The sequence below is a fragment of the Streptomyces sp. NPDC054796 genome, assembly GCF_053611545.1.
On sequence record NZ_JBSHAO010000008.1, the window covers coordinates 1 to 14,233 of the forward strand.

11 protein-coding genes are annotated in these 14,233 nt (G+C 74.1%); 5 read left to right on the forward strand and 6 right to left on the reverse strand.

Annotation, left to right across the window (positions count from 1 at the left end; genetic code table 11):
- Window positions 1-757: 757 nt before the first annotated feature.
- Both ACWGJ2_RS08960 and ACWGJ2_RS08965 read right to left on the reverse strand, forming a co-directional pair.
- On the reverse strand, window positions 758-1,639 hold the full coding sequence (locus tag ACWGJ2_RS08960) for an alpha/beta fold hydrolase (RefSeq protein WP_453345329.1): 882 nt from the start codon (window positions 1,637-1,639) through the stop codon (window positions 758-760).
- A 140-nt stretch (window positions 1,640-1,779) separates the two neighbouring features.
- Window positions 1,780-3,423, reverse strand: coding sequence for a DEAD/DEAH box helicase (locus ACWGJ2_RS08965; RefSeq protein ID WP_453345330.1), 1,644 nt, complete (start codon window positions 3,421-3,423; stop codon window positions 1,780-1,782).
- Between the two features lie 526 nt (window positions 3,424-3,949).
- On the opposite strand from ACWGJ2_RS08965, the gene ACWGJ2_RS08970 reads away from it, so the two are divergent.
- Complete coding sequence (locus tag ACWGJ2_RS08970; protein WP_453345331.1) at window positions 3,950-4,768, forward strand: ferritin-like fold-containing protein; 819 nt, start codon at window positions 3,950-3,952, stop codon at window positions 4,766-4,768.
- Window positions 4,769-4,838: 70 nt separating this feature from the next.
- Here the strand turns inward: ACWGJ2_RS08970 and ACWGJ2_RS08975 are convergent, their stop codons facing one another.
- From ACWGJ2_RS08975 to ACWGJ2_RS08990, 4 genes are all read right to left on the reverse strand, one after another.
- A complete protein-coding gene (locus ACWGJ2_RS08975) occupies window positions 4,839-5,126 on the reverse strand; it encodes a hypothetical protein (RefSeq protein WP_453345332.1) in 288 nt (95 codons plus the stop codon).
- Between the two features lie 157 nt (window positions 5,127-5,283).
- Window positions 5,284-5,514, reverse strand: a complete 231-nt coding sequence (locus ACWGJ2_RS08980) for a DUF3107 domain-containing protein (protein ID WP_453345333.1) — start codon at window positions 5,512-5,514, stop codon at window positions 5,284-5,286.
- Between the two features lie 145 nt (window positions 5,515-5,659).
- Complete coding sequence (locus ACWGJ2_RS08985; RefSeq protein WP_453345334.1) at window positions 5,660-6,283, reverse strand: TetR/AcrR family transcriptional regulator; 624 nt, start codon at window positions 6,281-6,283, stop codon at window positions 5,660-5,662.
- Between the two features lie 127 nt (window positions 6,284-6,410).
- Window positions 6,411-6,638, reverse strand: coding sequence for a hypothetical protein (locus ACWGJ2_RS08990; protein ID WP_453345335.1), 228 nt, complete (start codon window positions 6,636-6,638; stop codon window positions 6,411-6,413).
- Window positions 6,639-6,853: 215 nt separating this feature from the next.
- Here ACWGJ2_RS08990 and ACWGJ2_RS08995 point away from each other — a divergent pair, with 215 nt between their 5' ends.
- From ACWGJ2_RS08995 to ACWGJ2_RS09010, 4 genes are all read left to right on the forward strand, one after another.
- On the forward strand, window positions 6,854-7,975 hold the full coding sequence (locus ACWGJ2_RS08995) for an alpha/beta fold hydrolase (RefSeq protein WP_453345336.1): 1,122 nt from the start codon (window positions 6,854-6,856) through the stop codon (window positions 7,973-7,975).
- Window positions 7,975-9,594, forward strand: a complete 1,620-nt coding sequence (locus tag ACWGJ2_RS09000; RefSeq protein ID WP_453345337.1) for a DUF3152 domain-containing protein — start codon at window positions 7,975-7,977, stop codon at window positions 9,592-9,594. The genes ACWGJ2_RS08995 and ACWGJ2_RS09000 overlap by 1 nt, the downstream gene beginning before the upstream one ends.
- 418 nt (window positions 9,595-10,012) lie before the next feature.
- A complete protein-coding gene (locus ACWGJ2_RS09005) occupies window positions 10,013-12,157 on the forward strand; it encodes a DUF3492 domain-containing protein (RefSeq protein ID WP_453345338.1) in 2,145 nt (714 codons plus the stop codon).
- Window positions 12,154-14,094: a hypothetical protein gene (locus tag ACWGJ2_RS09010; RefSeq protein ID WP_453345339.1), complete on the forward strand. Its 1,941-nt coding sequence runs from the start codon at window positions 12,154-12,156 to the stop codon at window positions 14,092-14,094. Before ACWGJ2_RS09005 ends, ACWGJ2_RS09010 begins: the two co-directional genes overlap by 4 nt.
- Window positions 14,095-14,233: the final 139 nt, after the last annotated feature.

Here is a 14,233-nt window from a genome sequence, read left to right on the forward strand (position 1 = left end):
TCTCCTCGGGCGGCGACAAGTGCGGGTCTCGTTGTCGGGTTTCCTCCGGCACTCGTCGCCACCACTTGCGGGGACACCCCACCACGTCCCCTCCCACCCGGTGGCCAACTAACGGCCGGTGACCCCACCGCTTGTCCCCATGCTGTGGACCGGCACCGTGCCGGAGGGGCCCAGCTCAGCCACCCCTGTTGTGGGCAGGCGTTCCGCATGGCGAGGCGGCACCGGCCCGCAGCACGCGAACGAGACCCCAGGGGGCAATCAGGTAGGCGCACCCTGCCAAGGGGGTGTTGCGCGGGACGGTTGGCCCGCGAAGTGGGGACCGTAGGGTCCCGCGCTGGTTTTTGTGCCGCCGCATGGCAAGGAGGCGCGCCCCGCGAAGGGGGGTGGGCATTGGCCCACCCCGGGCGGAAGCGGGCCACCGGCGGGACGGGGACGTGGTGGGGTGTCCCCGCAGGTCGAGACGAACGACGGCGGAAAGCCGAGAACGAAAGCTTCACGCCGAGGAGACACCCCACCGCGTCCCCGGACACCCCGCACCCACGCGTCTATAACCCCAACGGAAACCCGGAATCACGCGGCGCAAGCCGCAACGCACCGCAACCACACGCCGCGCCGAAGCCACCCACCCGCACCCGGAATACGGCGAACCGCCCCGCGCAGCGCCCCGCGCCCCGTGACGCGGCGCAAAAATCAGCGCGGGACCCTACAGTGCGCACCACACCGGCCAACCGTCCCGCGCAACACCCCCGTGAAGGGCCTACCCCCCGTTTCCTTCCGCCCCCCGCGAAGGGGCCCGCCAGAACGAGGTCAGGGCGTGGGCCGTTTCGTGGGGGCGCTCCGCGTTGGGGGAGTGGCCCGCGCCTTCGATGATGGTCCGGCGCGCTCCCAGCCGCACCGCCATCTCGTCGAGCAGCGGCACGGGCCAGGCGTAGTCCACCTCGCCGGACAGCACATGGAACGGCAACGGCACCCGGGCCAGCTCCGCGACCCGGTCGGGCTCACCGGTCAGCGTCTCACCCGCCGCACCGAGCTGCTCCGGCACATTGGCCAGCCACCGCCGCCGCAGGAACGCGGCCACCTCGGGCGGGGTCTCCTCGTCGGCCGCCTCGGGCGGGTCGAGCTGACGCATCGCCGCCCAGATCTCCTCCATGGTCAGCCAGGGAAGCGCCCCGAGCAGCATCTCGACGCGCTTGCGCTGCGACGCGGCGACGGCGGCGGGCCCACTGCTCAGCAGGGTGAGCGACGCGAACGGCGCAGCGTCCCGCAGCACGGCGGCCCGCGCGATCAGCCCACCCAGCGAGTGCCCCACCAGATGCACCGGCCGCCCCTCGTCGCCGATCGCCCGCGCGAGCGCGAGCACGTCCCGTGCCAGCTCGCCCAGCCCGTACGCACCCCGCGCACGCGGCCCGCCCGTCTCGTACTGCCCGCGTCCGTCGACGGCGACCACCCGGAACCCGGCGTCGGCCACGGGCTCCAGCAGCGCGACGAAGTCCTCCTTGCTCCCGGTGAAGCCGGGCAGGAGCAGCGCGGTCCCCAAGCGGGCCGCGCCCGCGTCGTGCACGGCGAAATCTCCTCGCGCGGTCTCCAGCCGGTACGCGCGCGCTGCGCCGGGCAGCGTGAGGAACGGAGGCTTGCTCATGCGCCGACGCTATCGCCCGCCCGCTCGTCCTCCGCCGCCGCCCAGCGCCCAGCGCCCGCGCCCGTGGCAGGACGCGCCGAGGCCCGGCCCCCGTAAGGGAACCGGGCCTCCGGATTCGTGCGGTCCGCGCGGGGGAGGGGTCAGTCCTCCTGGGCGGCCTGCTGCGTCGCGCCGCTGCGGGTGCGGCGACGGCGGCGCGGCTTGCGCGCTGCCTCGTCGCCGTCGCCCGTCGAAGCGGACGCGTCCGCGCCGGACGGCGAGGTCTCCTGGCTGACGGCGCCGCCCGCGGGCGTGCTCGCCTCGGCCGCGGCGATCGGCCCCGCGCCCGCGCCGCTGCGCGTGCGACGGCGGCGGCGCGGCTTGCGCGCGGCCTCGCCCTCGCCCTCGGCCGTGGCGACGGCCGCCTCGGCGGAGGCGTCGGAACCGGCAGAGGCTTCGGAGCCGCCGGAAGCGGACTCGGCCGCGTCGAGCGGCTTGCCGTTGCGGGTGCGGCGGCGCTGGCGGGAGGCGCGGGCGCGCTTGGGGCGCTCCTGCTCCTCGCTCGCGCTCCTGGAGTCCTTCGCGTCCTTCGACGCGCCCTTGCGGCTGCGCCCTGTCTCGCCCAGATCCTCGACGTCCTCGGCGGACAGCCCGGCGCGCGTGCGCTCGGCGCGCGGCAGCACGCCCTTGGTGCCTTCGGGGATGCCCAGCGCCTCATAGAGGTGCGGGGAGGTGGAGTACGTCTCCTCCGGGTCGGCGAGACCCAGCTCCAGCGCCTTGTTGATGAGCTGCCAGCGCGGAATGTCGTCCCAGTCGACGAGCGTGACGGCCGTACCCGAGTTGCCCGCGCGGCCAGTGCGGCCGATGCGGTGCAGGTAGGTCTTCTCGTCCTCGGGCGTCTGGTAGTTGATGACGTGCGTCACACCGTCGACGTCGATGCCGCGCGCGGCGACGTCGGTGCAGACGAGGACGTCGACCTTGCCGTTGCGGAAGGCGCGCAGCGCCTGCTCGCGCGCTCCCTGGCCGAGGTCGCCGTGGACGGCGCCCGCGGCGAAGCCGCGGCGGGTGAGCTGCTCGGCGACGTCGGCCGCTGTCCGCTTCGTGCGGCAGAAGATCATCGCGAGGCCGCGGGTGTCCGCCTGGAGGATGCGGGAGACCATCTCCGGCTTGTCCATGGAGTGGGCGCGGAACACGTGCTGTGTCGTGTTCTTGACGGTCTGGCCCGCGTCGTCCGGCGCCGTGGCGCTGATGTGCGTGGGCTGGCTCATGTACCGGCGGGCGAGGGAGATGACCTGGCCCGGCATCGTCGCCGAGAACAGCATCGTCTGGCGCTTGGCCGGAAGCATCTGGATGATCTTCTCGACGTCGGGCAGGAAGCCGAGGTCGAGCATTTCGTCGGCCTCGTCCAGGACCAGGGCCCTGACCTGCGAGAGCCGCAGCTTCTTCTGGCCCGCGAGGTCCAGCAGGCGGCCGGGAGTGCCGACGATCACGTCGACGCCCTTGCGCAGCGCCTCGACCTGCGGTTCGTACGCGCGACCGCCGTAGATGGACAGCACGCGGACGTTGCGGACCTTGCCCGCCGTCAGCAGATCGTTCGTGACCTGCTGGCACAGCTCTCGCGTGGGGACGACGACGAGGGCCTGCGGCGCGTCGGTGAGCTGCTCGGGCGTGGCCCGGCCCAGCTCGACGTCGGCGGGGACGGTGACGGATTCCAGGAGGGGGAGGCCGAAGCCCAGCGTCTTGCCGGTGCCGGTCTTGGCCTGGCCGATGACGTCGCCACCTGAGAGGGCGACGGGGAGCGTCATCTCCTGGATGGGGAACGGGGAAGTGATGCCGACGGCCTCAAGGGCCTCGGCGGTCTCGGAGAGGATTCCGAGTTCGCGAAACGTCGTGGTGGACAGGATGCTTGCCTCTTCTGTGTGACGCGTGATGAGGCGGCGAGGAGGGTCGTACCGCACCGGATAGCGGGGCCGTGCCGGCCCGCCGGTTGGTGCGGGACCACTGGCTCTCGCTCAAGCGCTCATCGCGCGAGCGGTCCCTCTTGCCATGGTGCGTACGGGGAGCACGCTCCCACGCGGGAGGGCTGTCTGGTCGGAGCCGATCGGGCCACCGACCGGGCATCCGCTTGCAGTCCGAGGGAGGCCCCCTCGGACAGTGCTGCATGCAGTGCTGCATTGAAGTGGGCCCACCAGTCCTGGCGGGCGCCAATATCACTGTACCCCGGATCCGCGCATGTGTACCGGGGCGATTGTTGTGTACGAGTTCACTGTGGTCCGAGACGGCCGGGACTGGGGGCTTCCGGTCCAGGTGGGGCGGGCTATCGTGCAAGGCATGGAGACCCCCGACAAGACCCCCGCCGCAGCGCCGGACGCGACGGAGAACACAGACGCGGCGGAGAACACGAACGCGGCGGACAACGCGGACGCGGCGGAGAACACACCCGAGCCCGAGCGCACGGGGATCGCCTCCCAGGACTGGGCCCAGGCGTCCGCGGAGCCCACGTACCGCGCCGCTGTCATCGACCTGCTGGGCGCCCTGGCCTACGGCGAGCTGGCCGCCTTCGAGCGGCTGGCGGAGGACGCCAAGCTGGCGCCCACCCTGGCGGACAAGGCGGAGCTGGCGTCGATGGCGTCGGCCGAGTTCCAGCATTTCGAGCGACTGCGGCAGCGGCTCGCCGCCATCGACGCGGAGCCCACGGCGTCCATGGAGCCCTTCGCGGCGGCCCTGGACGAGTTCCACCGGCAGACCGCGCCGTCGGACTGGCTGGAGGGCCTGATCAAGGCGTACGTGGGTGACTCGATCGCCTCCGACTTCTACCGCGAGGTCGCGGCGCGGCTGGATTCGGACACCAGGGCGCTGGTGCTGGGTGTGCTGGACGACACGGGGCACTCCAGCTTCGCCGTGGAGAAGGTGCGGGCCGCCATCGAGGCCGACCCCCGGGTGGGCGGCAGGCTGGCGCTGTGGGCGCGCAGGCTGATGGGCGAGGCGCTCTCGCAGGCGCAGCGCGTGGTCGCGGACCGCGACGCGCTCTCGACGATGCTGGTCGGCGGGGTCGCCGACGGCTTCGACCTGGCCGAGGTGGGGCGGATGTTCTCCCGTATCACCGAGGCGCACACGAAGCGGATGGCAGCGCTGGGGCTGGCCGCCTGATCGGCCCCGTACGGGCCTGGGCGGCCCCTGCGCGCCGCGCGGCCGGGACCGGGGCCCGGGGGGCGTCGGGTCAGGCCCGGGGCGGGCTGGGGACGCGCGGGCCGAGGCCCGACGGGCGTACGTTCTCGCTGTAGAGCAGGGAGAGGATCGCCACGCTCACTCCGACGGCGACGGCCAGCGTCGCGGGCGCGTGTCCGGGGCCGAGCACGATGCGGCTGATCAGTCCGCCGAGAACTGCCGCGCCGGGTCCGGTCGCGAGCACCAGGGGACGGTTCGGAAGCCGCGCGGGCAGCCGCTTGGTGGCGGCGTAGGCCAGAGCGAGTCCGAGGGCGGCTGCGCCGAGTACCTCCCAGATCATGGGGACCTCCTCGGGGTTTCGGCCGGTGCGGGCCTGTGATGCATGTCGGTCGATCCCCGTCCTCCCCCTGTGGGAGGAACACGAAACGGCGGCTGCCCGGTTTTCGGGAGCCGCCGTTTTTCCGTGCGGACGCATGCCGCGCCCGGCCCGAAAGCGCTCAGATCGCGCCGAAGCCCACCTTGCGGGCGGCCTGCTCGCCGATCTCGACGTAAGCGACCCGGTCGGACGCGACCAGGATCTTACGGCCGTGCTCGTCCTCAAGGCTGAGCACCTCCGAGCCACCGCTGGCGAGAGCGGCGGAGACCGCGCTCTCGACTTCTTCGGGAGACTGCTTGCTCTCGAAGACGATCTCGCGGGGCGCGTGCTGCACGCCGATCTTGACCTCCACGGCTATGTCCCTCCGACGGTCACTCGATTGCGCGGACAGCCGCGCTGTACGGAGCACACATTAGCCGGATCCGGGCAGGCCACGGATATCGCCTCCACACGCCGTGAGCGAACACCTGTGAGCCCGTACGTCCGTAAGAGCGCGCTCACTGCATGGGGAAACCCGCGATGCCGCGCCAGGAGAGCGAGGAGATCAGCTTGGCCGCCGCGTCGCGGGGGACGGGCTGGCCCGAGCTGAGCCAGTACCGTGCGGTGATCTGGGCCATGCCGCACAGGCCGACCGCGAGCAGCATGGCCTGGTCGCGGGGGAGCTTGGTGTCCTCCGCGATGACCTCGCTGACCGCCTCGGCGCAGTCCAGGCTCACCTTGTCGACGCGCTCGCGCACGGCGGGCTCATTGGTGAGGTCGGACTCGAAGACGAGCCGGAAGGCGCCGCCCTCGTCCTCCACGTACGCGAAGTAGGCGTCCATCGTGGCCGCGACCCGGAGCTTGTTGTCCGAGGTCGAGGCGAGCGCGGCGCGCACCGCCTGGAGCAGCGACTCGCAGTGCTGGTCGAGCAGCGCGAGGTAGAGGTCGAGCTTGCCCGGGAAGTGCTGGTAGAGCACGGGCTTGCTGACGCCCGCGCGGTCCGCGATGTCGTCCATGGCCGCCGCGTGGTAGCCCTGTGCGACGAAGACCTCTTGCGCCGCCCCCAGGAGCTGGTTCCGTCGGGCCCGGCGCGGCAGGCGCGTGCCACGCGGGCGCGCCTCTGTCTGCTCCATCGCTGTCACGCCGCCTCCCTGGTTCTTTCCGCGCGCTCTGCGCTGCGCCGCCATCGTACTTTTCGGTAACAGAGGTGCGCGCGGTGTGGGCCGAGAATTTCACCGTCCGGACAGTACGTGGGCCGCTTTATCGGTTTTACCGGTAATCGTCCTCGTTCAGCTCCACCACGCGTGCCTGCTCGGCGGCGTCGGCCGGGTCCACCTCGTCGCTGCCGCGCTCTGTGATCGGGACATCGTGCTGCCGCAGCAGGTCGGCCTGCTGCTCGGCGGCGTCCGCCTCGGGGGCCTCCGGGTCGGCCGGGCCCTCGGGTTCGTCCTCGTAGACGTCGTCGAAGGTGTCCGGGTCCGTCGGGTCCACAGTCATGTCGGCTCCCCTTTCCGGGACGATTGGGCCTCCGTCGAGCGTAGATCGAGCGTGGAACGCCCGGGAGGGCCCGCTGGTGTGCGCACGCGACGCGTTCCCCGTCACGGCCCGGATGACGCGTGACGTCGCGTGACGACATGTCGTGTGGCGACGCGTCGGGACCTGTGACGGCGAACACGTGAGCGCGTGCGTGATCGTCTCGTAACATTGCCCGCATGTCGTCGACCGAGCAACCGGGAATCCGAGCGGCAGCGCCCCACATCGTGCCTCCCTCGGGGCCCAGAGTCGGCCAGGGGGAGGAACTGGGCTCCGTCCCGCTGCCCGGGCTGACGCTGGCCGTGCGCTCCCGGCCCCCCGAGCGCGCTGGACTGCCGCCCGCACTGCTGGTGCACGGGCTGGGCGGCTCGTCGCAGAACTGGTCGGCGCTGATGGGCGAGCTGGCGGGCGACCTCGACGCGGAGGCGCTCGACCTGCCGGGCTTCGGCGACTCCCCGCCGCCGGACAGCGGCGACTACTCCATCTCCGCGCACGCCCGCGCCGTCATCCGCTATCTCGACTCCCGCGAGCGCGGCCCCGTGCACCTCTTCGGCAACTCCATGGGCGGCGCCATCGCGACGCGGGTCGCCGCCGTGCGCCCCGATCTGGTGCGCACCCTGACGCTCGTCTCGCCCGCGCTGCCGGAGCTGCGCCCGCAGCGCACCGCGCTGCCCACGGCGCTGCTCGCCGTGCCGGGAGTCGCGAGCCTGTTCCTGCGGATGACGAAGGACTGGTCGGCCGAGCGCCGCACCAGGGACGTGCTCTCCCTCTGCTACGGCGACCCCGGCCGGGTCTCGGCCGAGGCGTTCGCCGCCGCCGTCGAGGAGTACGAGCGGAGGCTGACCCTCCCGTATTTCTGGGACGCGCTCTCCCGCTCGGCCCGCGGCATCGTGGACGCCTACACGCTGGGCGGCCAGCACTCGCTGTGGCGGCAGGCCGAGCGCGTCCTCGCGCCGACGCTGCTCGTCTACGGGGGACGGGATCTGCTCGTCGGCTTCCGCATGGCGCGCCGGGCCTCGGCCGCCTTCCGCGATTCGCGGCTGCTGGCCCTGCCGGACGCGGGGCACGTGGCGATGATGGAGTACCCCAGACTGGTTGCCGACGGTTTCCGTGAATTGCTCACGGAGACGACGCGGTTGACCGGACCCGTCGATTCCCGTAACGCTGCGTCCACGACGAGCGTGACGAGTACGTCGAGCGCGACGGGTGCGACGGGTGCAACGGGCGCGCCGAGTGCGTTGGACACGCCGGGCACGGACACGTCGGGCACGATGAGGCACGTACCCCCGAAAGGTGACTAGTGGGACGCCATAGCCGTAAGGGCCGCGGAGACGCGCGCGACACCTCCGAGATAACGGCGGTACGCGGCGAGCGCGACCGCCCCGACGGCGCGGCCGTGCCGCAGCAGCAGGCGCGGCAGGCGCCGCCCGGTCCCTCAGCGCCCCAGGGGTGGCAGGGACACGGGCACGGGCCTGGCCATGGGTACGGGCCTGGTCATGGGCATGGCGAGGGCACCCCGGCGCACGGCGTGCCCCGCGCCGGGTTCACGCCGCACGGCGGGGTGCCCCGCGTGGGCGCTCCCGGGACGCCGCCGCACGGCACCCCCGCCGCCGTACCGCACGCGCGCGGGGGCCATCCCGAGCAGCGCGAGCCGGGCGGCGGCTGGGGCGCGGACGGTACGGGCCGCGGCCCCTCCGTCGGCCCGCAAGCGCAGCGCGCCACGGGAGACGCCGCCGGACGGGTGATGAACGCCACGCCTGGAGCCTCCGTCGCGCCCGGCGCGGGTCCCGGCGGGCGGCGCGGGCCGCGTCAGGAGTACCTCGACGCCTTCGACGACACCGACGTGTTCGCTCCGGGTGCGGCGGGCGCTCCGGGCGCGGGGCGGCGCAGATCTGGGCCGTCGCGCGACGAGGGGGAGCAGGAGACGGCGCACGGCGCTGCCCGCGAGCCGGGGCCGTACGCGCGCGACGGCCTCCGCGGCCGTCCGCACCCCTCCGCGGAGGGCGGCGCGGGTGGCGACGAGACACACGCCGCGTACGCCGCCGGGTACGAGGACGACGACGATCCCCGCGATCCCCACGCACCCCGCACCGCGCGGCACGAACGGGGCGGCAAGGGGCGTACGTTCACCGGCGTCGCCGCCGCCGCGGTGACCACGGTGCTGGCGGTCGTTATCGCCGGGCAGGTCGCGGGCGGCGACCACTCCCGCGAGGACCGGGCCGAAGGCAAGACCGGCAGGACCCAGGGCGAGGCGGCACAGACCTCGCGCTCGGACGACGAACGCGGCACCCCCACCAAGCCGGAGGCCGCGCCCCTCACGTACGACGACAAGATGGGCAAGGTCTTCCCGCTCGCCGACGACTTCAAGGGCAAGGGCGGTTTCACACCCGTCGCGGGCCACGAGAAGGGGCCGGACAGCGGCAAGGTGCTGCGCTACCGCGTCGACATCGAGAAGGGGCTGCCCCTGGAGGGCGAGCTGTTCGCGCAGGCGGTGCACAAGACGCTCAACGACGACCGCAGTTGGGCGCACGACGGCGAGCGCAGCTTCGAGCGGGTCTCGTCCGGCGACGCGGACTTCGTCATCACCCTCGCGAGCCCGAAGACGACCGACGTGTGGTGCGCCAAGTCGGGGCTCGACACGAGCGTGCAGAAGGTCTCCTGCGACTCGGCCGCGACCGAGCGCATCATGATCAACGCATATCGGTGGGCCCAGGGCGCGAAGACCTTCGGCGACGACCACATGTACAGCTACCGGCAGATGCTCATCAACCACGAGGTCGGCCACCGCCTCGGGCACGGCCACGTCGGCTGCTCCAAGGACGGGGCGCTCGCCCCGGTGATGATGCAGCAGACCAAGCTCCTCGCCACTGGGAAGGCGAAGTGCCGTCCCAACGCCTGGCCGTATCCGACGAAGTCGTAAGTCCTGACGGAGCGGGGCCGGACGGAGCGGGGCTGGCCCTGGGCGCGACCCGGCCCTGTTCGTGCGGGTGCGCGTACTCGCGTCCGTGCGACCCGCGTGCGCCGTCCGTAAGCGCCCCGAGCCGCCTCCGATCACATTCCGCTTCCGGCCGCCGTCGTCCCCCGGACGGCCCTCGCGGCGCTGGTCACGGGGTGACACACGGGCGATGACCGGTGGCCAGAAGGCTGTCCGGTTTTCTGTGTGAACGGGCCGGAACGCCCGAGTGCCGGGAAAGTCACGGCCGTTCACCCCTTCCGGTGGCGCGACGGACAACCGTCCATCACGCACACCCGGCGCGCGCATACCGTCTTGCGCGTCACGCCACTGCCCCGCACATCGGTCAGTGGCCCCATGCGAAGGATCGATCGGGGGTGCGTTCGTGCGCATCGCACTGCTTACGGAGGGTGGTTATCCCTACGCGCGCGGTGAGTCCGTGGTGTGGTGCGACCGCCTGCTGCGCGGGCTGGAAGGCCACGAGTTCGAGGTGTACGCGCTCAGCCGCAGCGCGCGCCAGGAGGACGCGGGCTGGTGCGAGCTGCCACGCAACGTGGAGCTGGTCCGCACCGCACCCCTGTGGGGCGGCGCCCCCGTGGACGCCGCTCCCGCGCCGGGATCCGCCACCGCCGCGGGCTACGGGCGGCGCGAGCGGCGCCGCTTCGCCGAGCACTTCACCGAACTGGCCGGGGCCGTCTGCGCGGCGGATCCGGACGACGGCGGCGTCGGCCGCCGCGCCCGGACGCCGGACGCCGAAGGCGCGTCGCCGCCCTCCGGCGCCCTCCCCCTGGCGGACCGTTTCGCCGCAGGTCTGTACGGGCTGGCCGAACTCGCGCGCGAGCACGGCGGGCTGCCCGCGGCGCTCCGCTCCGAGCAGGCCGTCCGCATCCTGGAGTCGGCCTGCCGGGCGCCGGGAGCGCTGCGCGCCGCGCAGGCGGCACAGGTCCCCGATCTGCTGGCGGTCGCCGAGCGGCTGGAGCGCGCGCTGCGCCCGCTCTCCCTCGACTGGTACGGCTACGGCCTCTCCGCCTCCTCCCCGCACGCTGCCTCCGGCGCACCCGGTGCCGTCGGCCGTGCGGGGCTCGCCGGGGCCGACCTGTGCCACGCGGTGGGCGGCGGCCCCGCCGCGCTCCCCGGTCTTGTGGCCAAGCGCGCGTACGGTACGCCGCTGCTGATCACCGAGTACGGCGTGCGGCTGCGCGAGCACTACCTCTCCAGCGCGGCCGACGCGGTGGCTCCGGCTGCCGCGGGCGCGCCGGTGCGCGCGCTGCTCGCCTCCTTCCAGATGCGGCTGGCCCGCGAGGCGTACCAGCAGGCGCAGCTCATCACCCCGGGCAACGGGCACGCGCGCCGCTGGCAGGAGCGCTGCGGCGCCGAGCGCGCGCGGCTGCGCACGGTCTACCCCGGCATGGACGCCTCCCCTTTCGCCGAACTCGGCGAGCGGGCGGGGGTGTCGTCCGCTGAGGGGTCCGGAGGATCCGGACGGCCCGAAGGGGGCGGGGGCGGCGGGGAGCCGAGCCTGGTGTGGGTCGGGCGGATCGAGCCGTCCAAGGACCTGATCGCGTTGCTGCACGCCTTCGCGCGGGTGCGCGAGGCCGTGCCGGGCGCACGGCTGCGGATCGTACGGACGGGTCCGGGGCGCGGACCCGAGGCCGACGCCTACGCCGCGCACTGCCAGGCGCTGGCCGCGCAGCTCTTCCCCGACGAGGCGGCCGACGCGCGGACGGTCGGCGAGAGCCCCGTCGCCTTCGAGGACGTCGGCAGCCCGGTGGTCCCGGCGCTCGCTGACGCCTACGCGGCAGGCGATGTGGTGGTCCTCTCCAGCGTGGTGGAGGGCTTCCCCGTCTCGCTGGTGGAGGCGATGTTCTGCGGGCGGGCGACGGTCTCGACGGACGTGGGCGCGGTGTGCGAGGTCATCGGCGGCACCGGCCTCGTCGTGCCCTCGCGCAACCCGCGCGCCCTGGCCGACACCTGTACTGCCCTGCTGCGGGACCCCGCGCGCCGGGCGCGACTGGGCGCCGCGGCGCGGGCACGGGCGCTCGAACTGTTCACCGTGGAGCAGAACATCGAGGCATTTCGTGGCATCTATCTGGAGCTGATGTCGCACTGCCCGGCACGCCGGGGCGACGCCGTGACGACGGGTGACGGCGGGATGCCGCTGCCCTTCGCGCGTCCGGCGGAGTCCCATGTTCCGGGGCGCTGGGCGGGTACGCGACGGGACTCGGCCTCGGCATCCGCTTCGGCATCCGAGGCGACGGCCACGGGTGGCGGCAGGCTGCCCGGAAGCCGCCTCGTGCCGCGGCGCATGGGGCTGTGGGGGCGGTCCGGTGCGGGTGCGGGTGCGGGTGCCGGTGGCGATGTGGCCGAGGGGGCGGAGGCGGCGCGCGTGCGTGTGCCGAGCTGGGCGCGGGCCGACGCGTCCGGCCCGGTGGTGCCGGTCACGGCGGGTGTCGGTGGCCACGGCGACGCGACGCGCACGGACCGCGCGGGGCGCACGGGCAGCACGTCCGGTGAGGAGGACGCACGGTGACGGCGCGCGGCGGACACGGCACACCCCCGGCCCACCTCGCCCACACGAGCGAACCGGGGCCCCCGGTGGGCGCGGACGCGTGGGACGTCCGCTCCTGGGCGCTGCTTCCGGAACCGGAGGGACCGGAGGAGGACGGGGACGGAGGCGCCGCCTCCGATGTGGAGGCGGCCTTCGGCGCCGTACGAAACGGTCCCGACCCTTCCCCGGAACGCCAACCCTTGCCGCCCGAGGCCCCGGTGAAGCCCCCCGAGGCGAACGAAATCGAGCCCCCGCCTCTCGACACGGACGCACCCCCTGACGGGGCCGCCCCCAGTGCGGGCGCCAGGCCCGTCCACGTGCCCCGCGAGGGCGGTGCGTCTGGTGCGTCCGCCGATGCCGACGTTTCCGGTGTGGGCGCTGCGTCCGGTGCGTCCCCCGTCGCCGACGTTCCCGGTGTGGGCGCCAGGCCCGTCCACGTGCCCCGCGAGGGCGGTGCGTCTGGTGCGTCCCCCGATGCCGACGTTTCCGGTGTGGGTGCCAGGCCCGTCCACGTGCCCCGCGTGGGCGCTGCGTCCGGCGCGTCCGCCGATGCCGACGTTCCCGGTGTGGGCGCCGCGTCCCCCGTCGCCGACGCGCCCCGCGAAGGCGGCACGCCTGGCGCATTCCCCGTCGCCGACGCCCCCCGCGAGGGCGGTACGTACAGCGCACCCCTGGGCGTCGACGCGCACGTACCCGGTGAAGAGGGCGCTTTCCGTGCCGCTTCTGTAAAGGAGGAAGCGGGGGGACCGGGCCAGCGAGGGGCGAGGTCGGGGCCCGCTGATCCCGTGCGGGGGCTGATGCACCGGTACAGGGAGCTGTGCGAGCGGGCCGTGGACCCGTTGGAGATCGCGGCCGGGCTCGAGGCGTACGGAGTCACCGACCGCACAGCCGCCCGCTTCCGGCACCGCGACGTCTTCTCGCTCGCCGAGGAACTGTACGCACGGGTGCCCCGGGCCGAGGAGGGTCCGGGGCCCGCGGGGTCGTCCACCGCCTCCCGGCAGGACGGCGAGGGCCAGGGCCAGGACCAGGACGAGGACCAGGAGGACGCGCGCGGCGTCACCGCCCGCGCGCTGCGCGCGCTCCTCCCGGCGCTCCCCGGCGCCCTGTGCGCCGCCACGCTCGCCGCGACCGGCGAGCCGCAACCCTTCCCGCACCCCGCCGTGCGCCCGTGCGTCGCGGTCGTCGGCGCGGTCGCGGTGGCCGTGGCGCTGCGGCTCGTGCTGCGCCGGGTCCCCGGCACGCGGCCCATGGCGCTGTGGGTCTGCTGGCTGGTCGGCTACGCGCTCGCCGGGGACTGGCTGCTCACCCAGCTCATCTCCGGCGGCCCCGACGCGACGACATCGGCCGACATGCGTCAGCTCACCGAGCGCGGGCGCTGGGCCGTGCCGCTGGGGCTCGCGTGCGCGGTGCTGCCTGCCGTGTGGTGCGTGCGCTGGTTCGCGGTACGGGTGCGAAGAACACTCGCGGGCAGCCGCAGCCTGGACGAGTTCGCGGCGGGGGTACGGCCGCTGCTGACCTCCACCGTCGCGCTGTTCACGCTGGCGCTGCTCGGGGTGCTGTCCGCGGCCGATCTCGCCGCCGGTGGACGGTCGCTGACCGTCGCGGAGCTGTCGGGCACCGCCGCGCTCGGGGTGCTGCTCTTCGCGGCGCTGCTGCTGGCCGCGCACGGCTACGCGCCCGCCGCCTCCGCCGGGCTCGGCGCCGCCTGTGTCGCGCAGGCGCTGGCCCTGGTCTCGCCGCTCGCAGCGCGGCTGCCGCGACTCGGCACGGTCGGGCGTCCCGTCGAGACGTTCGTCGCCGTGCTCGGTCCCGGCGCCGTGGCCGCCGTGGTCTGTCTCGGCGCGGCGCTCGGGCTGCTGGCGTACGCGTGGCGCGCGCTCACCGGCGCCTCCGCGCACCACCGCCCGGCGGCGCCCTGATGCCCGTCGCTCCCCACTCCCGCCTCCGCCTCCACCCTCACCCCTGGCCCAGATCCGGGCCCCGGGGCTTACCCGAGCCACCACGTCACACCGACAAGGAGCAGGACCGCATGACCACAGCGAAGCCCGCGGCAGCACC

What these genes read in the sequence shown, in the direction of transcription:
- ACWGJ2_RS08960 (WP_453345329.1), bottom strand. Translation starts at nt 1,639, where the DNA reads ATGAGCAAGCCTCCGTTCCTCACGCTGCCCGGCGCAGCGCGCGCGTAC.
- ACWGJ2_RS08965 (WP_453345330.1), bottom strand. Translation starts at nt 3,423, where the DNA reads ATGACGCTCCCCGTCGCCCTCTCAGGTGGCGACGTCATCGGCCAGGCC.
- ACWGJ2_RS08970 (WP_453345331.1), top strand. Translation starts at nt 3,950, where the DNA reads ATGGAGACCCCCGACAAGACCCCCGCCGCAGCGCCGGACGCGACGGAG.
- ACWGJ2_RS08975 (WP_453345332.1), bottom strand. Translation starts at nt 5,126, where the DNA reads ATGATCTGGGAGGTACTCGGCGCAGCCGCCCTCGGACTCGCTCTGGCC.
- ACWGJ2_RS08990 (WP_453345335.1), bottom strand. Translation starts at nt 6,638, where the DNA reads ATGACTGTGGACCCGACGGACCCGGACACCTTCGACGACGTCTACGAG.
- ACWGJ2_RS08995 (WP_453345336.1), top strand. Translation starts at nt 6,854, where the DNA reads ATGTCGTCGACCGAGCAACCGGGAATCCGAGCGGCAGCGCCCCACATC.